The organism is Bacillus sp. JAS24-2, from assembly GCF_008274905.1.
In the GTDB taxonomy this organism is placed as follows: Bacteria; Bacillota; Bacilli; order Bacillales; family Bacillaceae_G; genus Bacillus_A; species Bacillus_A cereus.
Window position 1 is genome coordinate 4,893,880 of sequence record NZ_CP031068.1, and the last position, 21,951, is coordinate 4,915,830.

Consider the following 21,951-nt stretch of genomic DNA (forward strand, 5'->3'; position numbering starts at 1 on the left):
CACAAAAAAATACAGGCAGCAAACTGCCTGTATTTCTTCTTATTTTGCCATTAATTTTAATGCTGACTGTAATTGTAGATCATTTTCTCCAGAACGAATTTTTTCGATAATTTTAGTTTGAATCGCTTCAGCTGTCTTTTTATCAAGCTGTCCTGTCGCTTCCATCTCATTTGCATTTTGGAATGCTTTTAGAGCCGATTCTGTCTCTTTACTAAAGTATCCATCTTCACGACCTGGTACATACCCTAAGCTCTTAAGCATTTCTTGAGCATGTTTTACTTGTACATCATTTGAATTGTATGAAAGTGTTTTTTCAATTTGAATTGGTGTCGCATGATAATAATTTGGTTGCTTCACTTCTACTGTTGGCGCGATTCCTTTTTTATGAATCCAGTTCCCATCCGGTGTTAACCATTTAAACATCGTTAATTTAATGTTGCTGCCGTCTTTAAATGGAACAGCTTGCTGGACAGTACCTTTACCAAATGTCTTTTCACCAATTAAATCGTATCCTTCTCCTTCTTTTAGCGCACCCGCTAAAATCTCTGAAGCAGAAGCACTTCCATTATCAATTAATACTGAAATTGGATATGGTTTTCTCTCTTTCAGTTCCGTAGAGAATTTCTTCTTCTCACCATTTCGCTGCTCTACTTGTAGCATCGGCTTTTTATTCGTCATAATTTCCCCTAGTATATCTTCTACACTATTTAAATAGCCACCAGGATTACCACGTACGTCAATAACTAAGCCTTTTATATTTTTCTTCTCTAACTCTTTTAACTGATCCTTAAATTCTTTCGCTGTATTTTCAGCAAAAGAAGTGATTTGCATATAACCGATATCTTTTCCACTCTCTTGCTTCACAGAACTAAATACTGTAAAGATTGGAATCTTTTCACGCTTAATTTTAAATACGATCGGATCAGTTACTCCCGCACGTTTAATTTCAATTGCGACAGTCGTTCCCTTTTTACCACGAATTTTTAATACTGCTTCTTCACGTGATAAGTCTTTCACACTGTTTCCATCTACAGATAAAATTTGGTCATTCGGTTTAATTCCTATCTTTTCTGCTGGTGAACCTTTAATTGGCGATACGATAATAAGCTTACCGTCCGTCTTGTTCACCTCAGCCCCAATCCCCTCTAATTCGGGATCAAGCGATTCACTAAACTGTTTGGCTGTTTCTTTATCCATATACGTGGAATAAGGGTCCTTCAGCGTAGACAACATACCTTGTATTGCACCTTCAACTAACTTTTCATCTTTCACGTCTTCCACATAACGTGAATCAATTAGTGCATACGCCTCATTAATTTTTGCCAAATTCCCTTGCGCAGTGCTAGCATTCCCACTCGAAATTGTTTGCGTTACTTCTGATGGGTTAACCCCAAATACAGACATGCCTGCAAACATTCCGCCAGCACCAATTAAAAATGCAACAACCATTCCAATAATTGCAACTCTACGTTTCAATGCGGAATTCCCCTTTCCAAAACACACAGGTGGTGTAGCAAAAGGCATCACACAGTGTGTGATGCCTTTACCTATTTCTACTATATGATAAGCTTGTACGAATTATGTTTGCAACTTTTTATACTTTTAAGAAGCGACGAATTGACATTACACTTCCCCACATACCGATTAAAGCACCGATTAACACTAGTAAACCAGCTAATTGGAATACGAACGGACTGTATGGTAGAAGCTCGAAAATTGTTCCGCCAAGTTTTTCATTAAACACACCTTGCAACGAATTATACGTAATTAGAATTAGGCCAATTGGAATAATTGATCCTAATACTCCTAAGAATAATCCCTCTAGCAAGAATGGCCAACGAATAAACCAGTTTGTTGCACCAACAAGTTTCATAATTTCAATTTCTGTACTACGAGCATAAATTGTAATTTTAATTGTATTAGAGATTAAGAACATCGCTGTGAATAAAAGACCAGCAATTAACGCAATCCCAATGTTACGACCAGTTTTTACAGTATCAAATAATCGTTCAACTTGTCCTTTTCCGTACTGAACATTACTAACAAACTGCATTTTTTCAACCTTCTTCGCGATTGTCGCTGTATCGGTTGGTTCTTTTGCTTTTACAACGAATACGTTTTTAAGTGGGTTATCTTGTTCAAATAACTCAAACGTTTTTCCACTATCACCTAAGCTTTTAATTAAACGTTTTAACTCTTCTTCTTTAGAAGAATATTTAATAGAATCTACTTTTGCAATCTTACTCATATCTTCTTCTAATTTCTTTTGATCCGCTTCTTTTGCAGCTGGATCAATGTGTACACGAATCTCTACATCTTGCTCTACTTTCGTCGCAAAATGGTTCATATTCATAATCGCTGTTAAAAAGACACCTACAAGTAATAATGTAACTGTTACTGCACTAACAGAAGCAAATGTCATCCATCCGTTACGTGATAGATTCTTTACACCTTCTCGCAAATGTCGACTAAGGGTCTTAGCCTTCATATCCGTATCCTCCCTCAATCTCATCTCGAACAATTTTTCCGCCTTCAATCGCGATTACACGATGACGGATTGTATTTACGATATCTGCATTATGCGTCGCCATAACGATCGTTGTGCCGCGCTCATTAATGCGAGTAAAAATATTCATAATATCAAGAGCTGTTTCAATATCTAAGTTACCTGTTGGCTCATCGGCAATTACAACCTTTGGTCTATTTACAATTGCTCTTGCAATAGCCACACGTTGTTGCTCCCCACCTGAAAGCTCACTTGGAAGTGCGTCTGCACGATCTTCAAGGCCTACAAGACCTAGAACTTCTGTTACACGCTCACGAATTGCATCCGGTTCTTCTTCAATTACTTCTAAAGCAAACGAAACATTCTCATATACCGTTAATTTAGGTAGCAATTTAAAATCTTGGAAAATTACGCCTAATTGACGACGAAAATACGGAACGTCTCTTTCTGCCAATGTTTCGATAGTAAGTCCATTTACATTAATAGATCCTGTAGATGGTTTCTCTTCACGATACATCATTTTAATAAATGTAGATTTCCCGGCTCCACTCGGTCCAACTACGTATACGAATTCACCTTGTTTAATGTTAACTGTAAGACCAGCAATGGCTTTCATACCATTCGGGTACTCCTTATAAACATTCGTCATTTTTATCATTATTTATCACCCAATACTTAATGATTTTTTTCGAAATACTTTTCTGTACATCTGAAAATAAAAGACATCCTTCATTTTCATTTAGTCATCCTTGTTGAAGGTAGTTTACTTATGCTTTCTCATAAGCAATACCACTCTATGTAATATATTTCAGCAAAATTCTACAAACCCCATTGTAACATCAAACGGTTTCCAATTTGGATACATTTTTGTTACAGTTATGTTACATACCAGAAAAAAGGAAAACGAGCTGACTATATTATCAACTCGCCCATTTCACCTTTTTATTTATGTTCAGCTAACCATTCAGATACTTTTTTCGCATCTTCACCTTGAATAAGTCCTGGTGACATTGAACCACGGCCTTTTTTAATAATCTCTTCGATATCTGCAGCGTCGTACTTACCGCCTACTTTTCTTAAATCAGGTCCAGTTGCCCCTGATAAATCTGTTGCGTGACATCCCGCACAACTTCTTTGGAAAATTTGTTCTGCGCTGTCTGTGCTTGCAGACTGTTTCGAAGACTTACTCTCTTCTTTATTTCCGCATGCTCCTAAAGCAAAAACAACCGATGTCCCTAGCGCAATAGCCAACAATTTCTTTTTCACTTCTATCGCTCCCCATTGTTGATATTCTTTTTATTCCTAACACACTCATTTTCATTATAAGCATTATCTTTATATAGAAAAACTAAGGTGTATTTCATATTCCTCAAAAATACAGTGAGAACCTTGATAAAATAAAGCTTTCATAAGTTGTTTCAATTCTGTGAACAACTTAAAAAACTTCTATAAAGTATCCTTTTTAAAAGGAAAATTAGAAAAGTTCTATATAAATCTTTACCCTATTACCGCTCTATTTTACTATTCTCTACTTTTTACAAAACAATATACAGCATTGTAATCTACATATAATCCCATCAAAAAGAGAAGTTGTCGTTTCCAACTTCTCTTCCTCTTTACTTCATCTATAAAAATAGAATCAAATTCTTTATATTCTTTATATCCTCTATTGTCCTCAGCATGCGCCAACAATTTCGTTGGCTTTTTTTCGCTTATTAGATACGAGAACGTAAGTAAGCATCAATAAATGGATCAATCTCTCCATCCATAACAGCTTGTACGTTACCAACCTCCGTATTTGTACGATGGTCTTTTACAAGAGAATACGGGTGGAATACGTAAGAACGGATTTGGCTACCCCATCCGATTTCTTTTTGCTCTCCGCGAATTTCATCTAATTCTGCTTGTTGCTCTTCTAGTTTCTTTTGATATAATTTCGCTTTTAACATTTTCATCGCATGCTCACGGTTTTTAATTTGAGAACGCTCCGACTGACATGTTACAACCGTATTTGTCGGTGTATGTGTAATACGAACTGCTGAATCTGTCGTATTTACGTGCTGCCCACCAGCTCCACTTGCTCGGTACGTATCAATTTTTAAATCTTCTGTACGTACTTCGATTTCAACTTCATCATTGAACTCTGGTACAACTTCACAAGATACGAACGATGTATGACGGCGCCCTGAAGAATCGAATGGTGAAATACGTACAAGACGATGTACACCTTTCTCTGCTTTTAAGTAACCGTAAGCGTTATGACCTTTAATTAATAAAGTTACACTCTTAATACCAGCTTCATCACCTGGTAAATAATCAACCGTTTCTACTTTGAATCCGCGTTTTTCAGCCCAGCGTGTGTACATACGTAATAACATAGAACCCCAGTCTTGTGACTCAGTTCCACCTGCACCTGGATGTAACTCTAAAATCGCATTATTTTTATCATAAGGATCACTTAATAGTAACTGAAGCTCATACTCATTCATTTCTTGAATTAAGCCTTTTACTTCTGATTCTAATTCCTCATGTAAATCTTCATCATACTCTTCTTTTAAAAGCTCATGCGTGATTTCTAAATTTTCAAACGTCTCATCTAACTGACGGAACTTTCCAACCATATCTTTTAACGCATTCGCTTCATTAATTACAGCTTGTGCGCCTTGTTGGTCATCCCAAAATCCTGCGCCCATCATTTTTTCTTCTAATTCTGCAATTTGTTTCTCCTTAGTAGGGAGGTCAAAGAGACCCCCTAAAAGCCGCTAATCGCTTAGCCATTTTCTCTAATTCCTGTCTAATTTCTACTAATTCCATTTCCTTCACCTCTATGTAATTGCTGTTACTTTCGTATGAAAACAAGGGAAACTCTCTCCACTTATTACGGAGAGAGTTTAATCCTTCTTAATTATACATTTTTGATATAAAAGTTTGCAAAACAGCCAAAGCTACCGTCCTATATTACTGAACGATACCACAGCAGTTTTTATATTTTTTACCGCTACCACATTTACATAAATCGTTGCGGCCCACTTGGTCACCTTTTACAACTGGCTTTTTCTTTGCTTCTTCGCCATCGCTAGAAGGATGAACAGCTTCACCTTGAACAACTTCTTGACGTTCTAAGTTTTGTTCAATTTCAGCTTTCATAATGTAACGAGAAATTTCCTCTTCAATAGAAGCAACCATTGACTCGAACATCGCGAACCCTTCCATTTGGTACTCACGAAGTGGATCGATTTGACCGTAAGCACGTAAATGAATACCTTCACGAAGGTGATCCATTGCATCAATATGCTCTGTCCATTTCGTATCTACAACGCGGAATACAACAACCTTCTCAAACTCACGCATTTGCTCTTCTGGCATAAGCTTTTCTTTTTCATTGTATCGCTCTATTAATTTCGCGATAATCGGTTCGCTCATTTCCTCAGGAGCAAGGCGACGTAATTCTTCTTCTTTTACATCTCCGTCTTGAAGAAGGTTTGTATTTAAGTAGTCAACAAGACCTTTAATGTTCCAATCTTCTTCAATTTCCTCTTGCGTATGAAGGGCAACAGCACGTTCTACTGTAGATTTCATCATACCTTCAATAATGCCGCGTAAGTTGTCAGACTCCATTACCTCTTGACGCTGTTTGTAAATAACTTCACGTTGTTGACGAAGTACATCATCATATTGCAGTAACTGCTTACGTGCATCATAGTTATTTCCTTCAACACGTTTTTGTGCAGATTCTACCGCACGAGAAACCATTTTACTTTCAATCGGCTGAGAATCATCCATACCAAGGCGGTCCATCATTGCTTTCATATTATCTGAACCAAATCGGCGCATTAATTCATCTTCCATCGATAAGTAAAACTGCGTAACACCAGGGTCCCCTTGACGACCAGCACGACCACGTAACTGATTATCAATACGACGACTTTCGTGACGCTCTGTACCGATAACTGCTAAACCAACGTTTTTCACATCGTCTCCAAGCTTAATATCTGTACCACGACCTGCCATGTTCGTCGCGATTGTTACAGCACCTTTCATACCAGCCTCTGCAATGATATCTGCTTCACGAGCATGGTTTTTCGCATTTAAGATGTTATGACGTACACCTTTACGCGTTAACATTTTTGAAATAAGCTCTGAAGTTTCAATTGCAACTGTACCTACAAGAACAGGTTGCCCTTGTTTATGACGATTTACAATATCCTCAACAACAGCATTGAACTTACCTTCCATTGATTTAAAGATTAAATCGGCACGATCATCACGAATAATCGGTTTGTTTGTCGGAATTACAATAACGTTCATATTGTAAATGTTACGGAATTCCTCTTCCTCTGTTTTCGCTGTACCAGTCATACCAGATAATTTTTCATACATACGGAAGTAGTTCTGGAATGTAATTGTTGCAAGCGTCATGCTTTCATTTTGAATTTCTACACCTTCTTTTGCTTCAATCGCTTGGTGTAATCCTTCGCTATAACGACGACCTTTCATAAGACGACCAGTGAATTGGTCTACAATTACGATTTCGCCTTCTTGTACAACATAATCTGTATCACGGTGCATAACAACGTGTGCACGAAGTCCCTGATTAATATGGTGAAGAAGTGCTACATGTTTTAAATCGAATAAGTTTTCAATATGGAAAGCTTTCTCCGCTTTCGTAATACCATCTTCTGTTAGCATTACATTTTTCGTTTTCACATCAAATGAATAATCTTTTTCATTTTCTAACGTACGAACAAATGCATTTGCAAACATGTATAGCTCTGTTGATTTTTGAGCTTGTCCTGAAATAATAAGCGGCGTACGTGCTTCATCGACTAAAATAGAATCGACTTCATCGATAATAGCAAAGTGAAGTGGACGTTGAACGCACTGCTCTTTATATAAAACCATGTTATCACGTAAGTAATCGAATCCAAGCTCATTATTTGTGCTATACGTAATATCAGCAGCATAAGCCTCTTGTTTCTCTTCGCGTGACATACTATTTAAGTTAATTCCTACCGTTAAGCCAAGGAACTCATGAAGTTGTCCCATTTCGCTCGCATCACGTTGTGCTAAATATTCATTGACTGTAACAACATGAACACCTTTTCCTGTTAAAGCATTTAAATATACAGGTAATGTAGATGTTAACGTTTTACCTTCACCCGTTTTCATCTCAGAAATATTCCCTTCATGTAAGGCAATACCACCCATTAACTGTACGCCATATGGACGCATTCCAAGAACACGAGTTGCCGCTTCGCGAACAACTGCAAAAGCTTCAGGTAGTAGATCATCTACTGTTTCACCTTTTGTTAGACGTTCTTTAAATTCAAGCGTCTTTCCTTTTAATTGTTCATCAGTTAGTGGCTTAATAGATGACTCTAATGCATCAATTTGCTCAACTGTCTTTTGCATACGTTTAATTTGGCGTTGATTTACATCAAACACCTTTTTTAAAATACCGATCATAGGAAATACGCTCCTCTTTTTATTAAAATAAAACTTCCGATTGTTTTCTTTTTCTCTATTACAATCAGTCGTTATAAAAATCAAATGTATGTTATGCCAATTTTTCTCCTAATTAAAAAAACTAAAATGTATATACCTAATGATAATTGTAACACTTGTCTCATAACTATGACAACAATCGGCAAGATGTCGGGCCTTATATTCAGAAAAAGTTTTTATTTCATTTGTTACGTTCCTTTTCTCTGTCTCGCTATTTCAATTTCACGTTACAAATTTCGTATTAAATCTAAGTCATATTCTTTCAAGTTTCCTTTTAAAGAATATGACTACCAGAAATTCCTTAATAAAATCTAAATCGCAATTACAAAAAGCCGGAAACTTTGCAGGTGCAGCATCCATAGATACTTACACCTACAAAAAAACTCCGACTTTAAAAGATATTGTTATGTTGCAAGATCTACAAACACCATTAAAATATAGCTGTATCAATCATAAATTTTATTAATTTATCGGTATTTCTAATTCATGATATTTCCCTTTCTTATCCTTTATACAAGAAATGAATTTCACTTTAGTTGATTCATTTGAAAAGTTTTTATAATTTTTATAAGGGTCATCTCCTATAAAATAATTTGTCCCTATATACCCTCGTACTGTTTTACCAGCAGGTATTACAGGATCAAACTGATATTTTTTAGGTAATTCCATTGAATAAGGGATTAAATTATAAAACTCACCTATTTTAGAATAAAACATTGTATCGGAAATAGACTTATTACTAAGCAAGTTAATATCTCGATTTGTTGTATTTGTAATATCTAAAGGTAAAACATACGTCACTACTTCACGGTCTTCATAGGGATCATAAACTTTTGTAGGGTCAAGAGGATTGAGTGCATGAAACGTAACTCCTTGCCCATCTTCAAAAGTTCTATTAGATAAAAACTCATCTTTTACCACTTTATAAGATTCATTATTAAGATTTAATGTTTTAAATCTTAATAAACTAGCAAATATACATAGCAACAGACACAATCCAATACTTATTAAGATATGTTTTCTCGTCACTCTTAATCTACCAACTTTCCATTATTAACATGTACAATACGATCTACCATTTCATTATCTAGAACATGCACATCATGACTGGCTACAACAATAGTCGTTCCCTTGGCTTTTTCTACTTTCAAAATATCTAAAACATCTTTTATCCCATCACTATCTAAAGCATTAGTTGGCTCGTCTAATAACAGTAATTTTGGTTGTTCCATTAAAGCTTGCGCTATCCCTAAACGTTGTTTCATACCTAAAGAGTATCTTTTATACTTTCTCTTATCTGTTTTATCAAGTCCAACCCTTTGAATAATATTATAAATCTCCTCATCGGAGATTTTATTGTTAATCGATGATAAAAATTTCAAATTCTGAAAACCAGTATACCCTGGAATAAAACTTGGATATTCAATCAATATTCCCATAGAATCAGGAAATTGCTTTTGTTTTCCAATTATTTCATTATCTATATAAACAACTCCAGAATTCAAGCGCATTAACCCTGATATAGCGCGTAAAATCATCGTTTTACCAGAGCCATTATGCCCCTTCAAAACTAAAAATTCGCCTTTTTTTACTGACAAACTAATATTATCTAACACAATATTTCCTTTTAATCTTTTCGTCATACATTCACATTTAATATAATTGTCCATAAATTATTCACCTATCACATCTAGTTTTTTAAAACAAAAACTACCTAATAAAATCATTACAACAACAATTACTACTCCTATTAAAAGTAAATCATTATATTGAATAGATTGATTATTACCTAAAGTCAATTGAATTGAACTGTGATCAACAAAATACCAACGATTTGGCATAACAAAAGAGCCTAAAAAATAAATACTATGAAAGAAAATAGACCAAAATAGGTACAACAACATTAGTACAAAAACAATAGTTATCGGTATATAAAAAGTTAAAAACTCAAAAATCAAAGCTAATAAAAAGCTTATAATTATTTGAATTAGCATAGTACCTAATATCTTATAAGGAAATTGACTATATAAATTTAAAAAATTATACTCGCCTAAAGAAAGCAAATAGTAAGCGCTAAACCAAATAAAATACATACCAATCCAAATAATAATTATATAAAAAAACAAAGATAATATTTTCGTTAACCACAGAAAATGCTTCTTCTTAACACGAGGAAATAAATAAACACCATTCTGTTGAATATCTGAAAAAGCAAAATTCCCTACAAGCAACAAAGGAGTGATTTGAAAGAATATCCAATAAAAAGGGATAGAAAATCGCCCCTCCTTATAAAAATAAAATAAATCCACAAAATCTACTCCATGAAAAAATCGATAAAAGGTAGCATCTACTAATACAGATTCTTTACCATTACTAAGAGGCTGATTGTATAAAAAGGCAATTGCAATAATAGCGTAAATTAAGAATAAAAAAAACATTATCTTGATGGAATCTCGAAACCTTACATATAAATCTCTTTTTAACAAATAATATAAGATCATAATGTAAACTAGACCACCTCTGTCTCATCATTCATAGAAATATAACTTTTTTTAGATAAAATCCATACACTTATAAAAAAGATAAAAAAACAGCCAAATAAGCGTATAAATAAACCAGTAGCATCTTCAAAGACATTTATATAAAAAGCATTTGTAAATAAAAATCCATGTAATATAAATCTATCTAATAAAACAGCAGTAATCATACATATTATTACAAGTAAACTAGGTAAAAATAATTGCAATAAAGCACTTATCATACATATAAAAACACTCGCAAATAATTGAATGCAAAATAATAATGGATAATTTACATCAACACTAGTTACAGCCATCATAGTTGACATCAAAAACAACTGTAAAATCATACTCCCAGCAAAAAAGTAAACAAAAACGAATAATTTTAAATAATATATAGAAACTAATTTCAATGCATTATTCACTCTGTAAACAACATAAATACTAAAAAAGTTCGACATAGAATATACAGAAAAAACAATTGTTAAAGGAATAAATATAGTCGACAAATTATACAACGACATAACCTTATACAAAGCTTCCAATTCGTTCATTTTCTCTTTTACAATTCCGGGTTCAAAATAATTGAACAAGCAACCAATGATACTAACATTAAGTACAAAAAGAATACTTAACCAAACATATTTCATCCTTATAGTTTCTTTCATAACATTATAAAAGAACATACTTCCTACTCCCCCGTAAATAAAGAACTACAGAACAAAACCAAATACATAACAGTACACTAAGAAAAATTTGTAATTCAAAAAAGCCAAAATCTTTAATTAAATAATCTTTAGGATTGAGAATCCCTTTTCCAATACCAAGCCAAAAAATATGTAAAATAAATGGAACTAAATAAATAAAATAAACTCGTTTTATAAAAAACGAAACTGATAAAGCTAAACTCGAAAAAACCGCACCGTATAAGCCATTTAAAAATACATACATTAGAAAATATAAAGTAGGGTACTTATAATAAACTATATGAAATTGAGCTGTTGGCGAAACAGTAGAAGCCATATAATTTAATATTGGATGCGGAGCAACTGTTGGATAAGTCATCACATATAAATAAAAATTAAATAGTAAAGGGACACTTATAATAAAAAAAGATACAATAAAATTAATAAAATAAAGCAGCTTAAAATAATAACATGTTCCCATCTTAGAAATAACAGGATAAATAAATCCATAATTTTTATCAATTCTATAAATCCCTGCTACAGCCATTGCGGAAAGCATAGGAAATATAAGTAAATAAAACTCACTATAAAACGATAATCTATTAAAATATAAAATATTAGATAAATATGGGGATACCTTTATAATCCCAGCATCGTTAAATCCTTTAGTTGTCACAAACATAGCAATATATTGAGCAATAACAATTACTAACATAATAAATAAAGACAACCAAAACATCCTACCTTTTAAAATCCTTCCTAAAAAGTAACTCATCTATAGCTCCTCCATAAACCATTAAATTTAAATCTTTTTTAATATGAACAATTGATCCGCAACACCATAACATTTCTTTTCTTTATTTAACCAAATGTAACGAAAAGAAACATTTGCTCTCTCTCCTTCAAATTTAGGAAACTCAACTTCATACTGATAAACATCATTTGCGCCTTTTCTTTTTACACTCTTAACTTCTTGTTTCCACTGAATTACTTCTCCATCAGTTTGTTCAATCCGTCCCAAGAGATACGTTGGTTTTTTCTTATTCGTAACACCCGTCAAAAAAACATAATAATTTTCTGGTATAACTCCTAATTTCAATTTTTTATTTGAAAGCTTATCCTCTATTAAACTATCATTTTTTTCTATTTGTCCTTGAAAGAAATCATCACCATTTTCACTTTCCAAAAACACTTGTTCAAAAATAGTATTTTTGTTAATCCCTTTTAATTCAATACTTTTCAAATTATCTTTTTCCGTTAAAGTATCTTCAATATGTACAATAGGTTCATCTACTTTCTTTTGACAAGAAACTAAGAAACTAATACTCAATATAAAAAAACAAACTAAAATATATTTTGAAATAAACCTCATTACAGCTCCTCCTATTTTAAAAATGAAATAGCAGGAAAAGTCGTATAATCCGGATTTGAAACTATACGACTTTTTCTAGCACTATAAAATAAATAATTTCAATTTATAATTTCTAAATCAATATTCAATGTAAGGTCCACTAGGTCTTACACTATCAGGACTCCAAGCAGTAGGATAAGCATTATTTTCTCTAGAATAACCACCAAATCTCACAGGCACATTTTTCCCATGGTTTTCATATGCATAATTTTGAAAAAGATATGTTCTACCTGGTATCACTGTTCCTTCATGCTTACCTGAAACATTTACCCATTTTCTATCTTCTGCATTTTTATTTTTATCTGCTTCTGTCCAAACATTGAAAGAACCTCCGCCCTTCTCACTGCTCTTCACACGCATATACATAGAGGTAGGCGTCTCTTTAGGACGTGCATTAGTATAATCATATGGACTCCAAAGTCTAAAGGTAAAATTCACATGGTCATCCCTTGTACTAGCCTTAGTCGGTTCGGTTAAAGCGAAAGTACTAGCTAAAATACCTAACGATAAAACAGATCCAAACATAAAACGACTTTTTTTCTTAATGCCCACTAAAAGCACCTCCGATAATTTGTAGCATTATATTGATTGTATTTTTCCACTGAAGGAACAAAATCAATATAATACAATATTATGGTAACAACACCTCAACACACCTTCAATGGATTTCAGAATATTTAATATTACTTTTACACTTGCGAACATTTCGTTAAATTTTTAAAAACAATACTATATCCCTAGCAAAGAATTACTTGTAAAGGTAGCTACATTCCTATGCCTGTTCCAAATAATAAAGAGTAACTCACCTCTCTAAGTTTCGAATTTTCTCCTGCTGTTTTGAGGAAATACCGCCTAAAAATCACTTCTTAATGAAATCGGCTACTTATAAAACTTTTTTAACCTTGCTGCGAAAAATACAAAAAAAGCGCAGCCATTTCGGCTGCGCTTTCGAATTATTATTTAGTTTCGATTAAACCGTATTTCCCATCTTTACGGCCATATACAACATTAGTTTCGTTTGTATCAGCATTTGTGAAGACGAAGAAATTATGTCCTAGCATATCCATTTGTAGGATTGCCTCTTCAACGTCCATCGGTTTTAAATCGAATCGTTTTGTACGTACAAGTTCTAATTCATCTTCTTCTACCTCATCCAAAACAGCTACTGCTTCTGGAAGGATAAAGTTCGTTTTCATAGAACCTTTCTCACGTAACTTACGATTTACTTTTGTTTTATGTTTACGAATTTGTCGCTCAATTTTATCAACTACTAAATCGATAGCAGCGTACATATCGCTATTAGTTTCTTCTGCACGAAGTAATAAATCAGTAAATGGTATTGTTACCTCGACACGTTGCTTGTCAGAGTATACTTTTAAATTAACTTTAATCTCTGGGAATGTATCAAAATAACGCTCTAACTTACTTAGTTTTTTCTCTACATATTCCTTTAATGCTGGAGTTACTTCAATATTTTCACCACGAATGTTGAATTTCATAGATGAATTCCTCCTTTCAAGCCTATGTATTATAATTTCGACATTGGCTTAAAAACTCCTTCTAACTTTTTTAAAAAAATTAGTGGAATTGCGATTTTTTTATCGTTTTTTGTTGAAATGAAAAGATGCATCGTTTCTATCTTTATTTTATCCTATTAACATCGTGAATAACGAATATTTCTGTGGACAATTCGTTACAGAAAAGAAACAACTTTTTGACAACTTACACTATAACAAAAACCCCTTGCGAAAAACAAGAGGTTCTACTACATATATATAACGTTGCCACAAACGCAGCTTTCTCTTCCAAAAACAATATACCCTACAGTTTCACAACATTAGCTGCTTGTGGTCCACGTGCTCCATCTACAATGTCAAACTCTACTTGTTGCCCTTCTTCTAATGACTTATATCCATCTTGTTGAATAGCAGAAAAATGGACAAATACATCGTCACCATCTTCACGCTCAATAAACCCAAATCCCTTTTCTGCATTGAACCATTTCACTCTTCCTTGCATGTTCATTCCATTCCCTTCACTCTAAAAATCAGGGCATTCGCCCCATATTTTGACTATAACGAATGACAACATATGAAGTCAAAGAAGACTTATCGCCTTTTTATTATCCCTTTCGACACTGCCATATTAACTTCTACAAAGTGTCAAACTAGATACTTCTCTTGCCCCTCTTTCATATAACAAACTTCCGATTTGCCTAACTGTAATCCCTGTCGTATACACGTCATCAACGAGTAAAATATGTTGCCCAGAAAACATCTCTTCTCCCTGAAAATAAAAAGGATTGCTTCCTGACACCCTTTCTTTACGTGTCTTCTTACTTTGCTTTTCTGTTTCCCTTCTTCTTAATGATGGATAAGAAATTTTGACAGGCAAACAAGTTGCTAATAACTCAGCTTGATTAAAACCACGTTCAATTTCCCTTTCCTTACTAAGCGGAACAGCGATAACAGTTGAAACATTGGCAAAATGCTTTTGAAATAAATTTCGAAAAGGACGATAAAAAATGTGCACTAACTCTGCATCCCCCCGAAACTTAAACTGTGCTACTATTTCTTTCATCTCATCATCATACATATATAACGAACGGTTTTTAAAAGAACGATACTTCTCCTCTTTCGTCCACCTTATACAATCTATACAAATACCGTCTTCTTGAAATGAGGCAGGAACAAATTCTAAAGGTCGCCCGCACTCCATGCAAATTTCTCCTATAATATAGGAAAGTTTCTGCTCACATCTATCACATATATATTTTCTATGACACTTTACAAAAAAAGTGTACCAACTAATCTTTTCTACAAAACACTCATCACAAAGTAAACAATGCATTAATCGATCAATCCTTGTTCTTTCGCATTTTTATTCATACCTTGAATATGTTTTTTCGCGCGCACCATCGCCTCTGTCTTGCCATAGTGAAAATAAATGACCTCTCCATACGGTGCTTCAAAGCTCCGCCCTGCTCGGCCCGCAATTTGTACGAGCGCACTTTCTGAAAATATTTCTTCTTCCGCCCCCAAAACTGCGACTTGCAAATTTTTCACCGTTACGCCTCGCTCTAAAATTGTCGTTGTAACTAATAATGGGATTTCTCCCTTTTTGAAAGCCGCTACTTTTTCTTTTCTCCCTGGATCTTCTGCATGTACACCTTCAATTCGATTGTTTAATGGTTTTAACAACAAGCTTATTTCTTCTATATATCGCACATGGGGGACGAATAAAAAAATAGGGAATTTTTTATTTAAGTATGTTTGTAACCACTGTAGTAAAACTCGAGGAATTCTTTTATGAATGAGGTTTTTTTTCCAATTCCCGCACCAACAAAATAAAGGAACTGGCAAAGGATGACGATGATATCGTCCAGAAACAATAACACCTTTTTGTTTACCTTGTTTAAGTTTTCGCTTCCACGTTTCATCTGGAGTCGCAGTTAAATAAATACGCGCAGCTTTTTCTTTCATCGCTTGTTTTACCGCGTACTGTAACATTTGATCTGCACAATATGGAAACGCATCTATCTCATCTACAACCATGACATGAAACGCCCTATAATAACGTAATAATTGATGCGTAGTCGCAACGACTAGTACTGCATCTTTTTCTTTATCCACACTCCCTCCATATAAAGCCGCTACCTTTATATATGGAAATACTTCTTGCAATCTCGGTGCTAATTCCAGAACAACATCCGTTCTCGGCGTTGCGATACAAACTCTTTCTCCTTTTTGAAGCGCTTCGTTAATTCCGTAAAACAACATCTCTGTTTTCCCAGCCCCGCATACAGCCCAAATAAAAAATGATTCTTTTTGCTTAATAGCCTCTATAACTCCTTGCGCCGCCAAATTCTGGCCAGTAGACAACGTCCCGTTCCACTGTAACAAATTTGAATTCTTTTCTCTCTTTCTTTCAGCAATCCCGCGAACAAGTACAGCACATTCACTTACTCTCCCCATCGTTATACACTTCCGGCAATATGCGCACACTTTACTGCACCTTTTACATAAAAACGACGCAAATAGCCGCCGATCTACATTTCCGCAGCGTTGGCACATATATTTAGAATTCTTCTTTTTTACACCTTGTACACATACGATCTCTCCCTTCTTTTTCAAATCGTTTAATTCCCTCTGTAAATCTGAAGAAAGTTCTTCTAATAGCAACTGTTTCCCCGCTAGCATCAACAATCACCTCCAGCACTACTATAAACCTTTCTCATCATCTCGTAAAAACTCAAAAAAGCCGATAACCTACTTATAAAATAGTAAGCTATCGACTTTATACACGTTTTTTATTCTTTTATAAATCCTAGAATCGACCGTATCCTAAGAAATGTTTTTGGTTATACGAACTGTTAATATCACCGTACGCAATTCCTTTATCACTAGCATGGATCATTTGGCCATTACCAACGTAAATACCGATGTGAGATGGACCTGCTTTATAAGTACCTTGGAAGAATACTAAGTCTCCTGGTTGTGGGCTATCTACTTTAGAAACTGAGTTCCAGTAACCCCTAACGTCTTGACGACCTACACCAAAGATGTAAGAAATGAATCCACTACAGTCAAAACCACCGTTTGATGGAGATGCACTTCCCCAAACATATGGTAAACCTAAGTAGCTTTGCGCTTTTCCAATTACGCCACCCACATTTGGAGCTGGTTTTTTCTCTTCTTGTTTAGGTGCTTCTTTTTTAGGCTCTTCTTTCTTAGGCTCTTCCTTTTTAGGTGCTTCTTTTTTAGGCTCTTCTTTTTGAGCTTGTCCACCATTGTTTGCTGGTGCAGCTTGCTCTGCAGGTGCTTGTGCTGGTTGAGCTTGCGCAGCTTTAGCAGCTTGCTCTGCTTGTTTTTGAGCAGCAGCTTCTTGTGCAGCTTTTGCTTGTGCTTCTTCTTCTGCAATGCGTTGTAATTGTAACGCTTGTTTCTCAAGCTCTTTCAATTGACCCTCCGTACTTGTCATTGAAGTTACAACTGTATCCATTTTACCGCTTAAATCGTTTACCGCTGTTGCTTTTTTCTCTTTTTCAGCGTCAAGTTCTTTCTTAGCAGTTTCAATTTGAGCTTGTGCTTCTTTTAATTCTTTTTGTTTCTCTTTTACCGTTGCAACATCTTTTTTCACACTAGCTTGATCTTCTTGTTGTGTTTTCATGATATCTTCATCAGACTCAAGAATTTTAGAAACAGAAGTTAAACGATCAACTAAATCTGCAACGTTTTTAGAGTTTACAAGAACTTCTGTTACAACGTTCGTATTTGGTTGTTCTTGAAGTGCAACTAAACGCTTTCTTAGTAGCTCTTCACGTTTTGCAATCTTTGTTTGTAATTCTGCAATATCTTTATTTTTCTTTTCAATTAATTGCTCAGTATCAGAAACTTTTTTCATTGTTTCATCAAGCTTTGCAGCATTCTCTTGAACGGATTTATCTAAACCTTGAATTGTTTTGTTTAAGTCATTCATTTGCTTTTGTAATTCATCACGTTCTTGTTGTTGTTTATGTAAAGTGTCATTTTGTGTGTTAATTTGTGATTTCACGTCAGAAATTTTATCTTCTGCAAATACATTTGGTGTTAGCCCAGAAAACATTAATCCTGCAACTAATGCACAAGATGCCATTTTTAGCTTTTTCATTTTATTTTTTACACCGCTTTCTTTTTTCTTTTTCCGTATATAACCTATAAAATTTATACCATAATTCGGGATTTTTTTTGCTAATGTTACGTTTTTGTAAAACAAATGTAATATTATATGTAGCTCTAGCGCAAAATGCGTATATTTTTGTATGTATGTGTAGAAATTTATATACTTTTCTCACTTCTATAAACAAAGAAAAAACGTAAGGAATTCCTTACGTTTTATTAAATATACGAATACAAATGAAATACTACTTCATCCATTTCTCAGCCCAATTTTGGACCTCATCCATAACACTTTCTAACGCTTTTCCCTTGTCAGTTAAGCCATACTCGATTCGAACTGGTACTTCTGGATAGACATTACGAACTACAATGCCCTCGCTTTCCAATTCCTTTAAACGCTCTGACAACATACGATCGCTCATATTTGGGATAATATCTGCGATTTCTCTAAAACGTTTCGACTCTTCAAGCAAAGATTTAATAATTAAGCCAGTCCACTTCTTACTAAGCAGAGTAAAAGCTGACTCAAACTTTGGACATAAACAAGAATTATGCTCCATATGTTTCACCTCTCTTCCATTATAATATAGTTTCTTGTAAAAAGTAAGTTATAAAACTTTCCTCATTATTTTATTTTACGTACATTTTACCATTTCCAAATATTAACTTGTCAACTAAACGTAACATACCCGTAAAAAAACCCTCTTAAAAAGAGAGCTTTTTATATCTTTATTACTTCGTATACCATCCAAGACCTAATGCACCTTCACCTAAGTGCGTACCAATTACAGCTCCAAAATAACCTGTACGAATTGTGACGTGAGGATATTTTGCTTCTAATTCTTTCTTCCATTCATTCGCTTCCTCTTCACGTTGCGCATGAATGATAACTGCTTCCATAGGTACACCTTTACTTGCTTGCTCATCAAAAATTTCAATGATACGTTTTAATGCTTTTTTACGTGTACGAATCTTTTCAAACGGAATAATGATTTTATCTCTAAAATATAAAACTGGCTTCACTTGTAACAGACTGCCGATGAAAGCTTGCGCGCTATTTAATCGACCACCACGTTGTAAATGATGTAAATCATCAACTACAAAATAGGCGTCCATCGTTTTCTTCATTTCATCAAAACGAGCGATAATCTCTTTTGGATTCTTTCCTTCACTTGCTAACTTTGCACCTTCACGCACATAAAATCCTTGTACTTCACAACTAATTTCAGAGTCATACGTGTATACATCAATACCTTCTACCATCTGTCCAGCTGTTGTTGATGTTTGATATGTACCACTAATTCCACTTGATAGGTGAATACTAATAACTGCATCATAATCTTTAGCTAGTTCTTCATATAGCTCAACAAACTTTCCGATTGCTGGTTGAGAAGTTTTTGGAAGTTCCTCTTGTTCACGTACTTTCACATAAAAATCATCTGCTGAAATTTCAGCTTCTTCTTGATAAGATTCTGTTCCAAACACAACGTTTAATGGAATCATATATATATTGAGTTCATCACGAATTTGCTTCGGTATATATGCCGTACTATCAGTAACAATAGCTATTTTCATTTTCGTACCTGCCTTATAAAAAGTTTTATTTCCTAATTTTACACGAAAACTACAAATGGTGCATCCATACATGAAAATGCCGGTTGAAATTATACCTACCATCTCGACAAATTACAACAAAAAGATAAAATACTCACCAAAAACTTCAGCATATTTAGAAAAAATGTTTGAATATAAAAAGGCTCGCTTTTAAAATGGAAAGTACTAGTCATTTTGATAGATAGGGGCGTACACAAGTGCTATTACAATATTTTACAATCAAAGACTACGGCGAACACGAAATCGTCATTCAAAAATCAAGATTTATTTGTTATATTAGCCGAGCAACAACTGAGGAAGAGGCTCAAGAATTTATACAAAAAATAAAAAAACAACATTGGAATGCAACACATAATTGTTCCGCTTATTTAATTGGCGAACAAGATCATACTCAAAAGGCAAATGATGACGGTGAGCCTAGCGGTACAGCTGGCGTACCAATGTTAGAGGTACTAAAAAAACGCGGACTAAAAGATACCGTCGTCGTCGTAACACGCTATTTTGGTGGCATTAAACTTGGCGCAGGTGGATTAATTCGTGCATATGGAAAGTGTACAAGCGAAGGCATTAATCATGTCGGTGTTGTCCAGCGAAAACTAATGCGTGTGATGCAAACCGAGATTGATTACACATTACTTGGCAAAGTGGAAAATGAATTACGCAATTCAAAATATGCCATTAAAGATATTCATTATCTAGAAAATGTCACATTTGATACGTATGTAGAAGAAGACGGCAAACAAGCATTTACAGATTGGATGATTGAATTAACAAACGGGAAATGTACAATTACAGAAGGAGATATGTTGTACTTAGAACAAGATGTTATCTAAGAATAACCCATTTATCACCTTCAAAGATTAATGTAGTGAATTACTTCCCTACAAATGAACTAACGAACTAAGGAGATTATATATGGAAGAACGTTATTATCATCTCCAAAATAGCAGAATAAAAAAGAAGCGAAGAAGGAAACTTTTCTTCTTCCTTATTTTCGCATTTTTATTTGGCAGCATAGGAGTTTATGTGTTAAATTCTTACTCTTCTCTTATGGGGATGTATAGTGGTTTTACTCGTGAAAAATCGGATTTAAGAAACGAAGATGTAGAAATTACAAAGGAACCTTTTACAATTCTCATTATGGGTATAGAAGATTATGCGACAGATGGTCAAAATGGTCGTACAGACTCATTAATGTTTGCAACAGTCAATCCGAAAACTAAAAAGATTTCGCTTATGAGCATTCCTCGTGATAGCCGCGTTCCGATTGTCGGAAAGGGAAAAGAAGACAAAATTAATGCCGCCCATGCTTACGGTGGAGAGGAAATGGCAATCAAAACTGTAGAAGGTTTTCTAAAAGTTCCTGTAGACCATTATATTAAAATTGATTTCCAAGGCTTTAAAGGTATCGTTGATGCTGTTGGCGGTGTTACCGTTGACGTACCCTTCGATTTCTGGGAGCGCTCTGACGTGGATTACTACAAAAAAATTCAGTTTAAGCAAGGACAGCAAAACTTAAACGGTGAAGAAGCACTTGCTTATGTCCGTATGCGAAAGCAAGATCCAAATGGCGATTATGGTCGAGCTGCTAGACAAAGACAATTACTGGCCGCTGTTGCCCAAAAGCTAAACTCCACCTCTACTGTATTTAAAATTAAAGATTTAACAGCTGTCGTTGGAAAATATATAAAAACCGACATTCCTATTTCAGACGGACTTGCTCTTTACAATAAACTTTCTGGATTTGATCCTTCTACAATGCAAACGTTAAAGCTTGAAGGCGAAGACAAAAAGATAGGCGGTATTTATTACTTCCTTCCAGATCCAATCAGTGTAGAAACGGTGCGTAACGAAATTGAAAAAGAATTAGGAGAAAAAGCAAAAAAACCAACTACAAAAAACAACTCAAGTCCTGATTCAAATTCTAATTCTAACGAACAAACAAAAAAAGCAACAAACCAAAATAAAACACCAACTGATCCGCCACCTTCTACAAATGCTCATGCAGAGTGGATTATGCGCAATCAGCCGTAACAAAAAGGCCCAATCTATG

Annotated in this window: 22 protein-coding genes; 2 read left to right on the top strand and 20 right to left on the bottom strand. The window is 34.5% G+C overall.

Annotated elements, in window-relative coordinates:
* Window positions 1–39 precede the first annotated feature (39 nt).
* The 20 genes from DN407_RS25535 to DN407_RS25635 all read right to left on the bottom strand — a co-directional run bounded on the left by DN407_RS25535 (window position 40) and on the right by DN407_RS25635 (window position 19,859).
* Window positions 40–1,476 (bottom strand): S41 family peptidase, encoded by a 1,437-nt coding sequence (locus tag DN407_RS25535; protein WP_000830313.1) that lies wholly within the window; start codon window positions 1,474–1,476, stop codon window positions 40–42.
* A 118-nt stretch (window positions 1,477–1,594) separates the two neighbouring features.
* The gene (gene ftsX / locus DN407_RS25540; RefSeq protein WP_000645027.1) at window positions 1,595–2,488 is read right to left on the bottom strand and encodes a permease-like cell division protein FtsX; all 894 of its coding nucleotides are present in this window, start codon (window positions 2,486–2,488) and stop codon (window positions 1,595–1,597) included.
* Window positions 2,478–3,164 (bottom strand): cell division ATP-binding protein FtsE, encoded by a 687-nt coding sequence (ftsE, locus tag DN407_RS25545; RefSeq protein ID WP_000594321.1) that lies wholly within the window; start codon window positions 3,162–3,164, stop codon window positions 2,478–2,480. Before ftsE ends, ftsX begins: the two co-directional genes overlap by 11 nt.
* 284 nt (window positions 3,165–3,448) lie before the next feature.
* Entirely contained in the window at window positions 3,449–3,772 is a 324-nt protein-coding gene (gene cccB, locus DN407_RS25555; protein ID WP_000727971.1) for a cytochrome c551, read from the bottom strand.
* 449 nt (window positions 3,773–4,221) lie between these two features.
* Window positions 4,222–5,320, bottom strand: a protein-coding gene (gene prfB, locus DN407_RS25560; protein WP_096001716.1) for a peptide chain release factor 2 whose coding sequence is annotated in 2 segments (ribosomal slippage) — window positions 4,222–5,247 and window positions 5,249–5,320 — 1,098 coding nt in all. Because the reading frame shifts where the segments join, the coding sequence is not laid out codon by codon here.
* Window positions 5,321–5,464: 144 nt separating this feature from the next.
* Window positions 5,465–7,972 carry a preprotein translocase subunit SecA gene (gene secA / locus DN407_RS25565; RefSeq protein WP_000579388.1) on the bottom strand — a complete coding sequence of 836 codons (2,508 nt, stop codon included), beginning with the start codon at window positions 7,970–7,972 and terminating at the stop codon, window positions 5,465–5,467.
* Between the two features lie 501 nt (window positions 7,973–8,473).
* Window positions 8,474–9,001 (bottom strand): hypothetical protein, encoded by a 528-nt coding sequence (locus DN407_RS25570; protein WP_033668381.1) that lies wholly within the window; start codon window positions 8,999–9,001, stop codon window positions 8,474–8,476.
* A 41-nt stretch (window positions 9,002–9,042) separates the two neighbouring features.
* Entirely contained in the window at window positions 9,043–9,681 is a 639-nt protein-coding gene (locus DN407_RS25575; RefSeq protein WP_000371027.1) for an ATP-binding cassette domain-containing protein, read from the bottom strand.
* 3 nt (window positions 9,682–9,684) lie between these two features.
* A complete protein-coding gene (locus DN407_RS25580) occupies window positions 9,685–10,449 on the bottom strand; it encodes a hypothetical protein (protein WP_149216769.1) in 765 nt (254 codons plus the stop codon).
* Window positions 10,450–10,520: 71 nt separating this feature from the next.
* Complete coding sequence (locus tag DN407_RS25585; RefSeq protein ID WP_000466510.1) at window positions 10,521–11,216, bottom strand: hypothetical protein; 696 nt, start codon at window positions 11,214–11,216, stop codon at window positions 10,521–10,523.
* Entirely contained in the window at window positions 11,203–11,991 is a 789-nt protein-coding gene (locus DN407_RS25590) for a hypothetical protein (protein WP_000120045.1), read from the bottom strand. Before DN407_RS25590 ends, DN407_RS25585 begins: the two co-directional genes overlap by 14 nt.
* Before the next feature lie 27 nt (window positions 11,992–12,018).
* Window positions 12,019–12,588, bottom strand: a complete 570-nt coding sequence (locus DN407_RS25595; protein WP_001211057.1) for a hypothetical protein — start codon at window positions 12,586–12,588, stop codon at window positions 12,019–12,021.
* A 117-nt stretch (window positions 12,589–12,705) separates the two neighbouring features.
* Window positions 12,706–13,179 carry a DUF2712 domain-containing protein gene (locus DN407_RS25600; RefSeq protein ID WP_098286447.1) on the bottom strand — a complete coding sequence of 158 codons (474 nt, stop codon included), beginning with the start codon at window positions 13,177–13,179 and terminating at the stop codon, window positions 12,706–12,708.
* A 404-nt stretch (window positions 13,180–13,583) separates the two neighbouring features.
* Window positions 13,584–14,126, bottom strand: coding sequence for a ribosome hibernation-promoting factor, HPF/YfiA family (hpf, locus tag DN407_RS25605; protein ID WP_000671186.1), 543 nt, complete (start codon window positions 14,124–14,126; stop codon window positions 13,584–13,586).
* 322 nt (window positions 14,127–14,448) lie between these two features.
* A complete protein-coding gene (gene cspC, locus DN407_RS25610; RefSeq protein WP_001990088.1) occupies window positions 14,449–14,646 on the bottom strand; it encodes a cold shock protein CspC in 198 nt (65 codons plus the stop codon).
* A gap of 126 nt (window positions 14,647–14,772) precedes the next feature.
* Window positions 14,773–15,477, bottom strand: a complete 705-nt coding sequence (locus tag DN407_RS25615; RefSeq protein ID WP_080450914.1) for a ComFC family protein — start codon at window positions 15,475–15,477, stop codon at window positions 14,773–14,775.
* Window positions 15,477–16,826, bottom strand: a complete 1,350-nt coding sequence (gene comFA, locus DN407_RS25620) for an ATP-dependent helicase ComFA (RefSeq protein WP_070184465.1) — start codon at window positions 16,824–16,826, stop codon at window positions 15,477–15,479. Before comFA ends, DN407_RS25615 begins: the two co-directional genes overlap by 1 nt.
* 127 nt (window positions 16,827–16,953) lie before the next feature.
* Window positions 16,954–18,381, bottom strand: a complete 1,428-nt coding sequence (locus tag DN407_RS25625; RefSeq protein ID WP_141551779.1) for a C40 family peptidase — start codon at window positions 18,379–18,381, stop codon at window positions 16,954–16,956.
* Window positions 18,382–18,529: 148 nt separating this feature from the next.
* The gene (locus DN407_RS25630; protein WP_000400857.1) at window positions 18,530–18,844 is read right to left on the bottom strand and encodes a winged helix-turn-helix transcriptional regulator; all 315 of its coding nucleotides are present in this window, start codon (window positions 18,842–18,844) and stop codon (window positions 18,530–18,532) included.
* A 172-nt stretch (window positions 18,845–19,016) separates the two neighbouring features.
* Entirely contained in the window at window positions 19,017–19,859 is an 843-nt protein-coding gene (locus DN407_RS25635) for a DegV family protein (protein WP_000684725.1), read from the bottom strand.
* A 236-nt stretch (window positions 19,860–20,095) separates the two neighbouring features.
* On the opposite strand from DN407_RS25635, the gene DN407_RS25640 reads away from it, so the two are divergent.
* Both DN407_RS25640 and DN407_RS25645 read left to right on the top strand, forming a co-directional pair.
* Complete coding sequence (locus DN407_RS25640) at window positions 20,096–20,731, top strand: YigZ family protein (protein ID WP_149216704.1); 636 nt, start codon at window positions 20,096–20,098, stop codon at window positions 20,729–20,731.
* 82 nt (window positions 20,732–20,813) lie between these two features.
* Window positions 20,814–21,932, top strand: a complete 1,119-nt coding sequence (locus DN407_RS25645) for an LCP family protein (RefSeq protein WP_000392785.1) — start codon at window positions 20,814–20,816, stop codon at window positions 21,930–21,932.
* Window positions 21,933–21,951: the final 19 nt, after the last annotated feature.

Coding starts and splice junctions, on each gene's coding strand:
- DN407_RS25635 (WP_000684725.1), bottom strand. CDS start 19,859: ATGAAAATAGCTATTGTTACTGATAGTACGGCATATATACCGAAGCAA.
- DN407_RS25580 (WP_149216769.1), bottom strand. CDS start 10,449: ATGTTTTTTTTATTCTTAATTTACGCTATTATTGCAATTGCCTTTTTA.
- DN407_RS25645 (WP_000392785.1), top strand. CDS start 20,814: ATGGAAGAACGTTATTATCATCTCCAAAATAGCAGAATAAAAAAGAAG.
- DN407_RS25585 (WP_000466510.1), bottom strand. CDS start 11,216: ATGTTCTTTTATAATGTTATGAAAGAAACTATAAGGATGAAATATGTT.
- hpf (WP_000671186.1), bottom strand. CDS start 14,126: ATGAAATTCAACATTCGTGGTGAAAATATTGAAGTAACTCCAGCATTA.
- DN407_RS25595 (WP_001211057.1), bottom strand. CDS start 12,588: ATGAGGTTTATTTCAAAATATATTTTAGTTTGTTTTTTTATATTGAGT.
- cspC (WP_001990088.1), bottom strand. CDS start 14,646: ATGCAAGGAAGAGTGAAATGGTTCAATGCAGAAAAGGGATTTGGGTTT.
- secA (WP_000579388.1), bottom strand. CDS start 7,972: ATGATCGGTATTTTAAAAAAGGTGTTTGATGTAAATCAACGCCAAATT.
- DN407_RS25630 (WP_000400857.1), bottom strand. CDS start 18,844: ATGGAGCATAATTCTTGTTTATGTCCAAAGTTTGAGTCAGCTTTTACT.
- ftsE (WP_000594321.1), bottom strand. CDS start 3,164: ATGATAAAAATGACGAATGTTTATAAGGAGTACCCGAATGGTATGAAA.
- DN407_RS25590 (WP_000120045.1), bottom strand. CDS start 11,991: ATGAGTTACTTTTTAGGAAGGATTTTAAAAGGTAGGATGTTTTGGTTG.
- comFA (WP_070184465.1), bottom strand. CDS start 16,826: ATGCTAGCGGGGAAACAGTTGCTATTAGAAGAACTTTCTTCAGATTTA.
- DN407_RS25615 (WP_080450914.1), bottom strand. CDS start 15,477: ATGCATTGTTTACTTTGTGATGAGTGTTTTGTAGAAAAGATTAGTTGG.
- DN407_RS25575 (WP_000371027.1), bottom strand. CDS start 9,681: ATGGACAATTATATTAAATGTGAATGTATGACGAAAAGATTAAAAGGA.
- ftsX (WP_000645027.1), bottom strand. CDS start 2,488: ATGAAGGCTAAGACCCTTAGTCGACATTTGCGAGAAGGTGTAAAGAAT.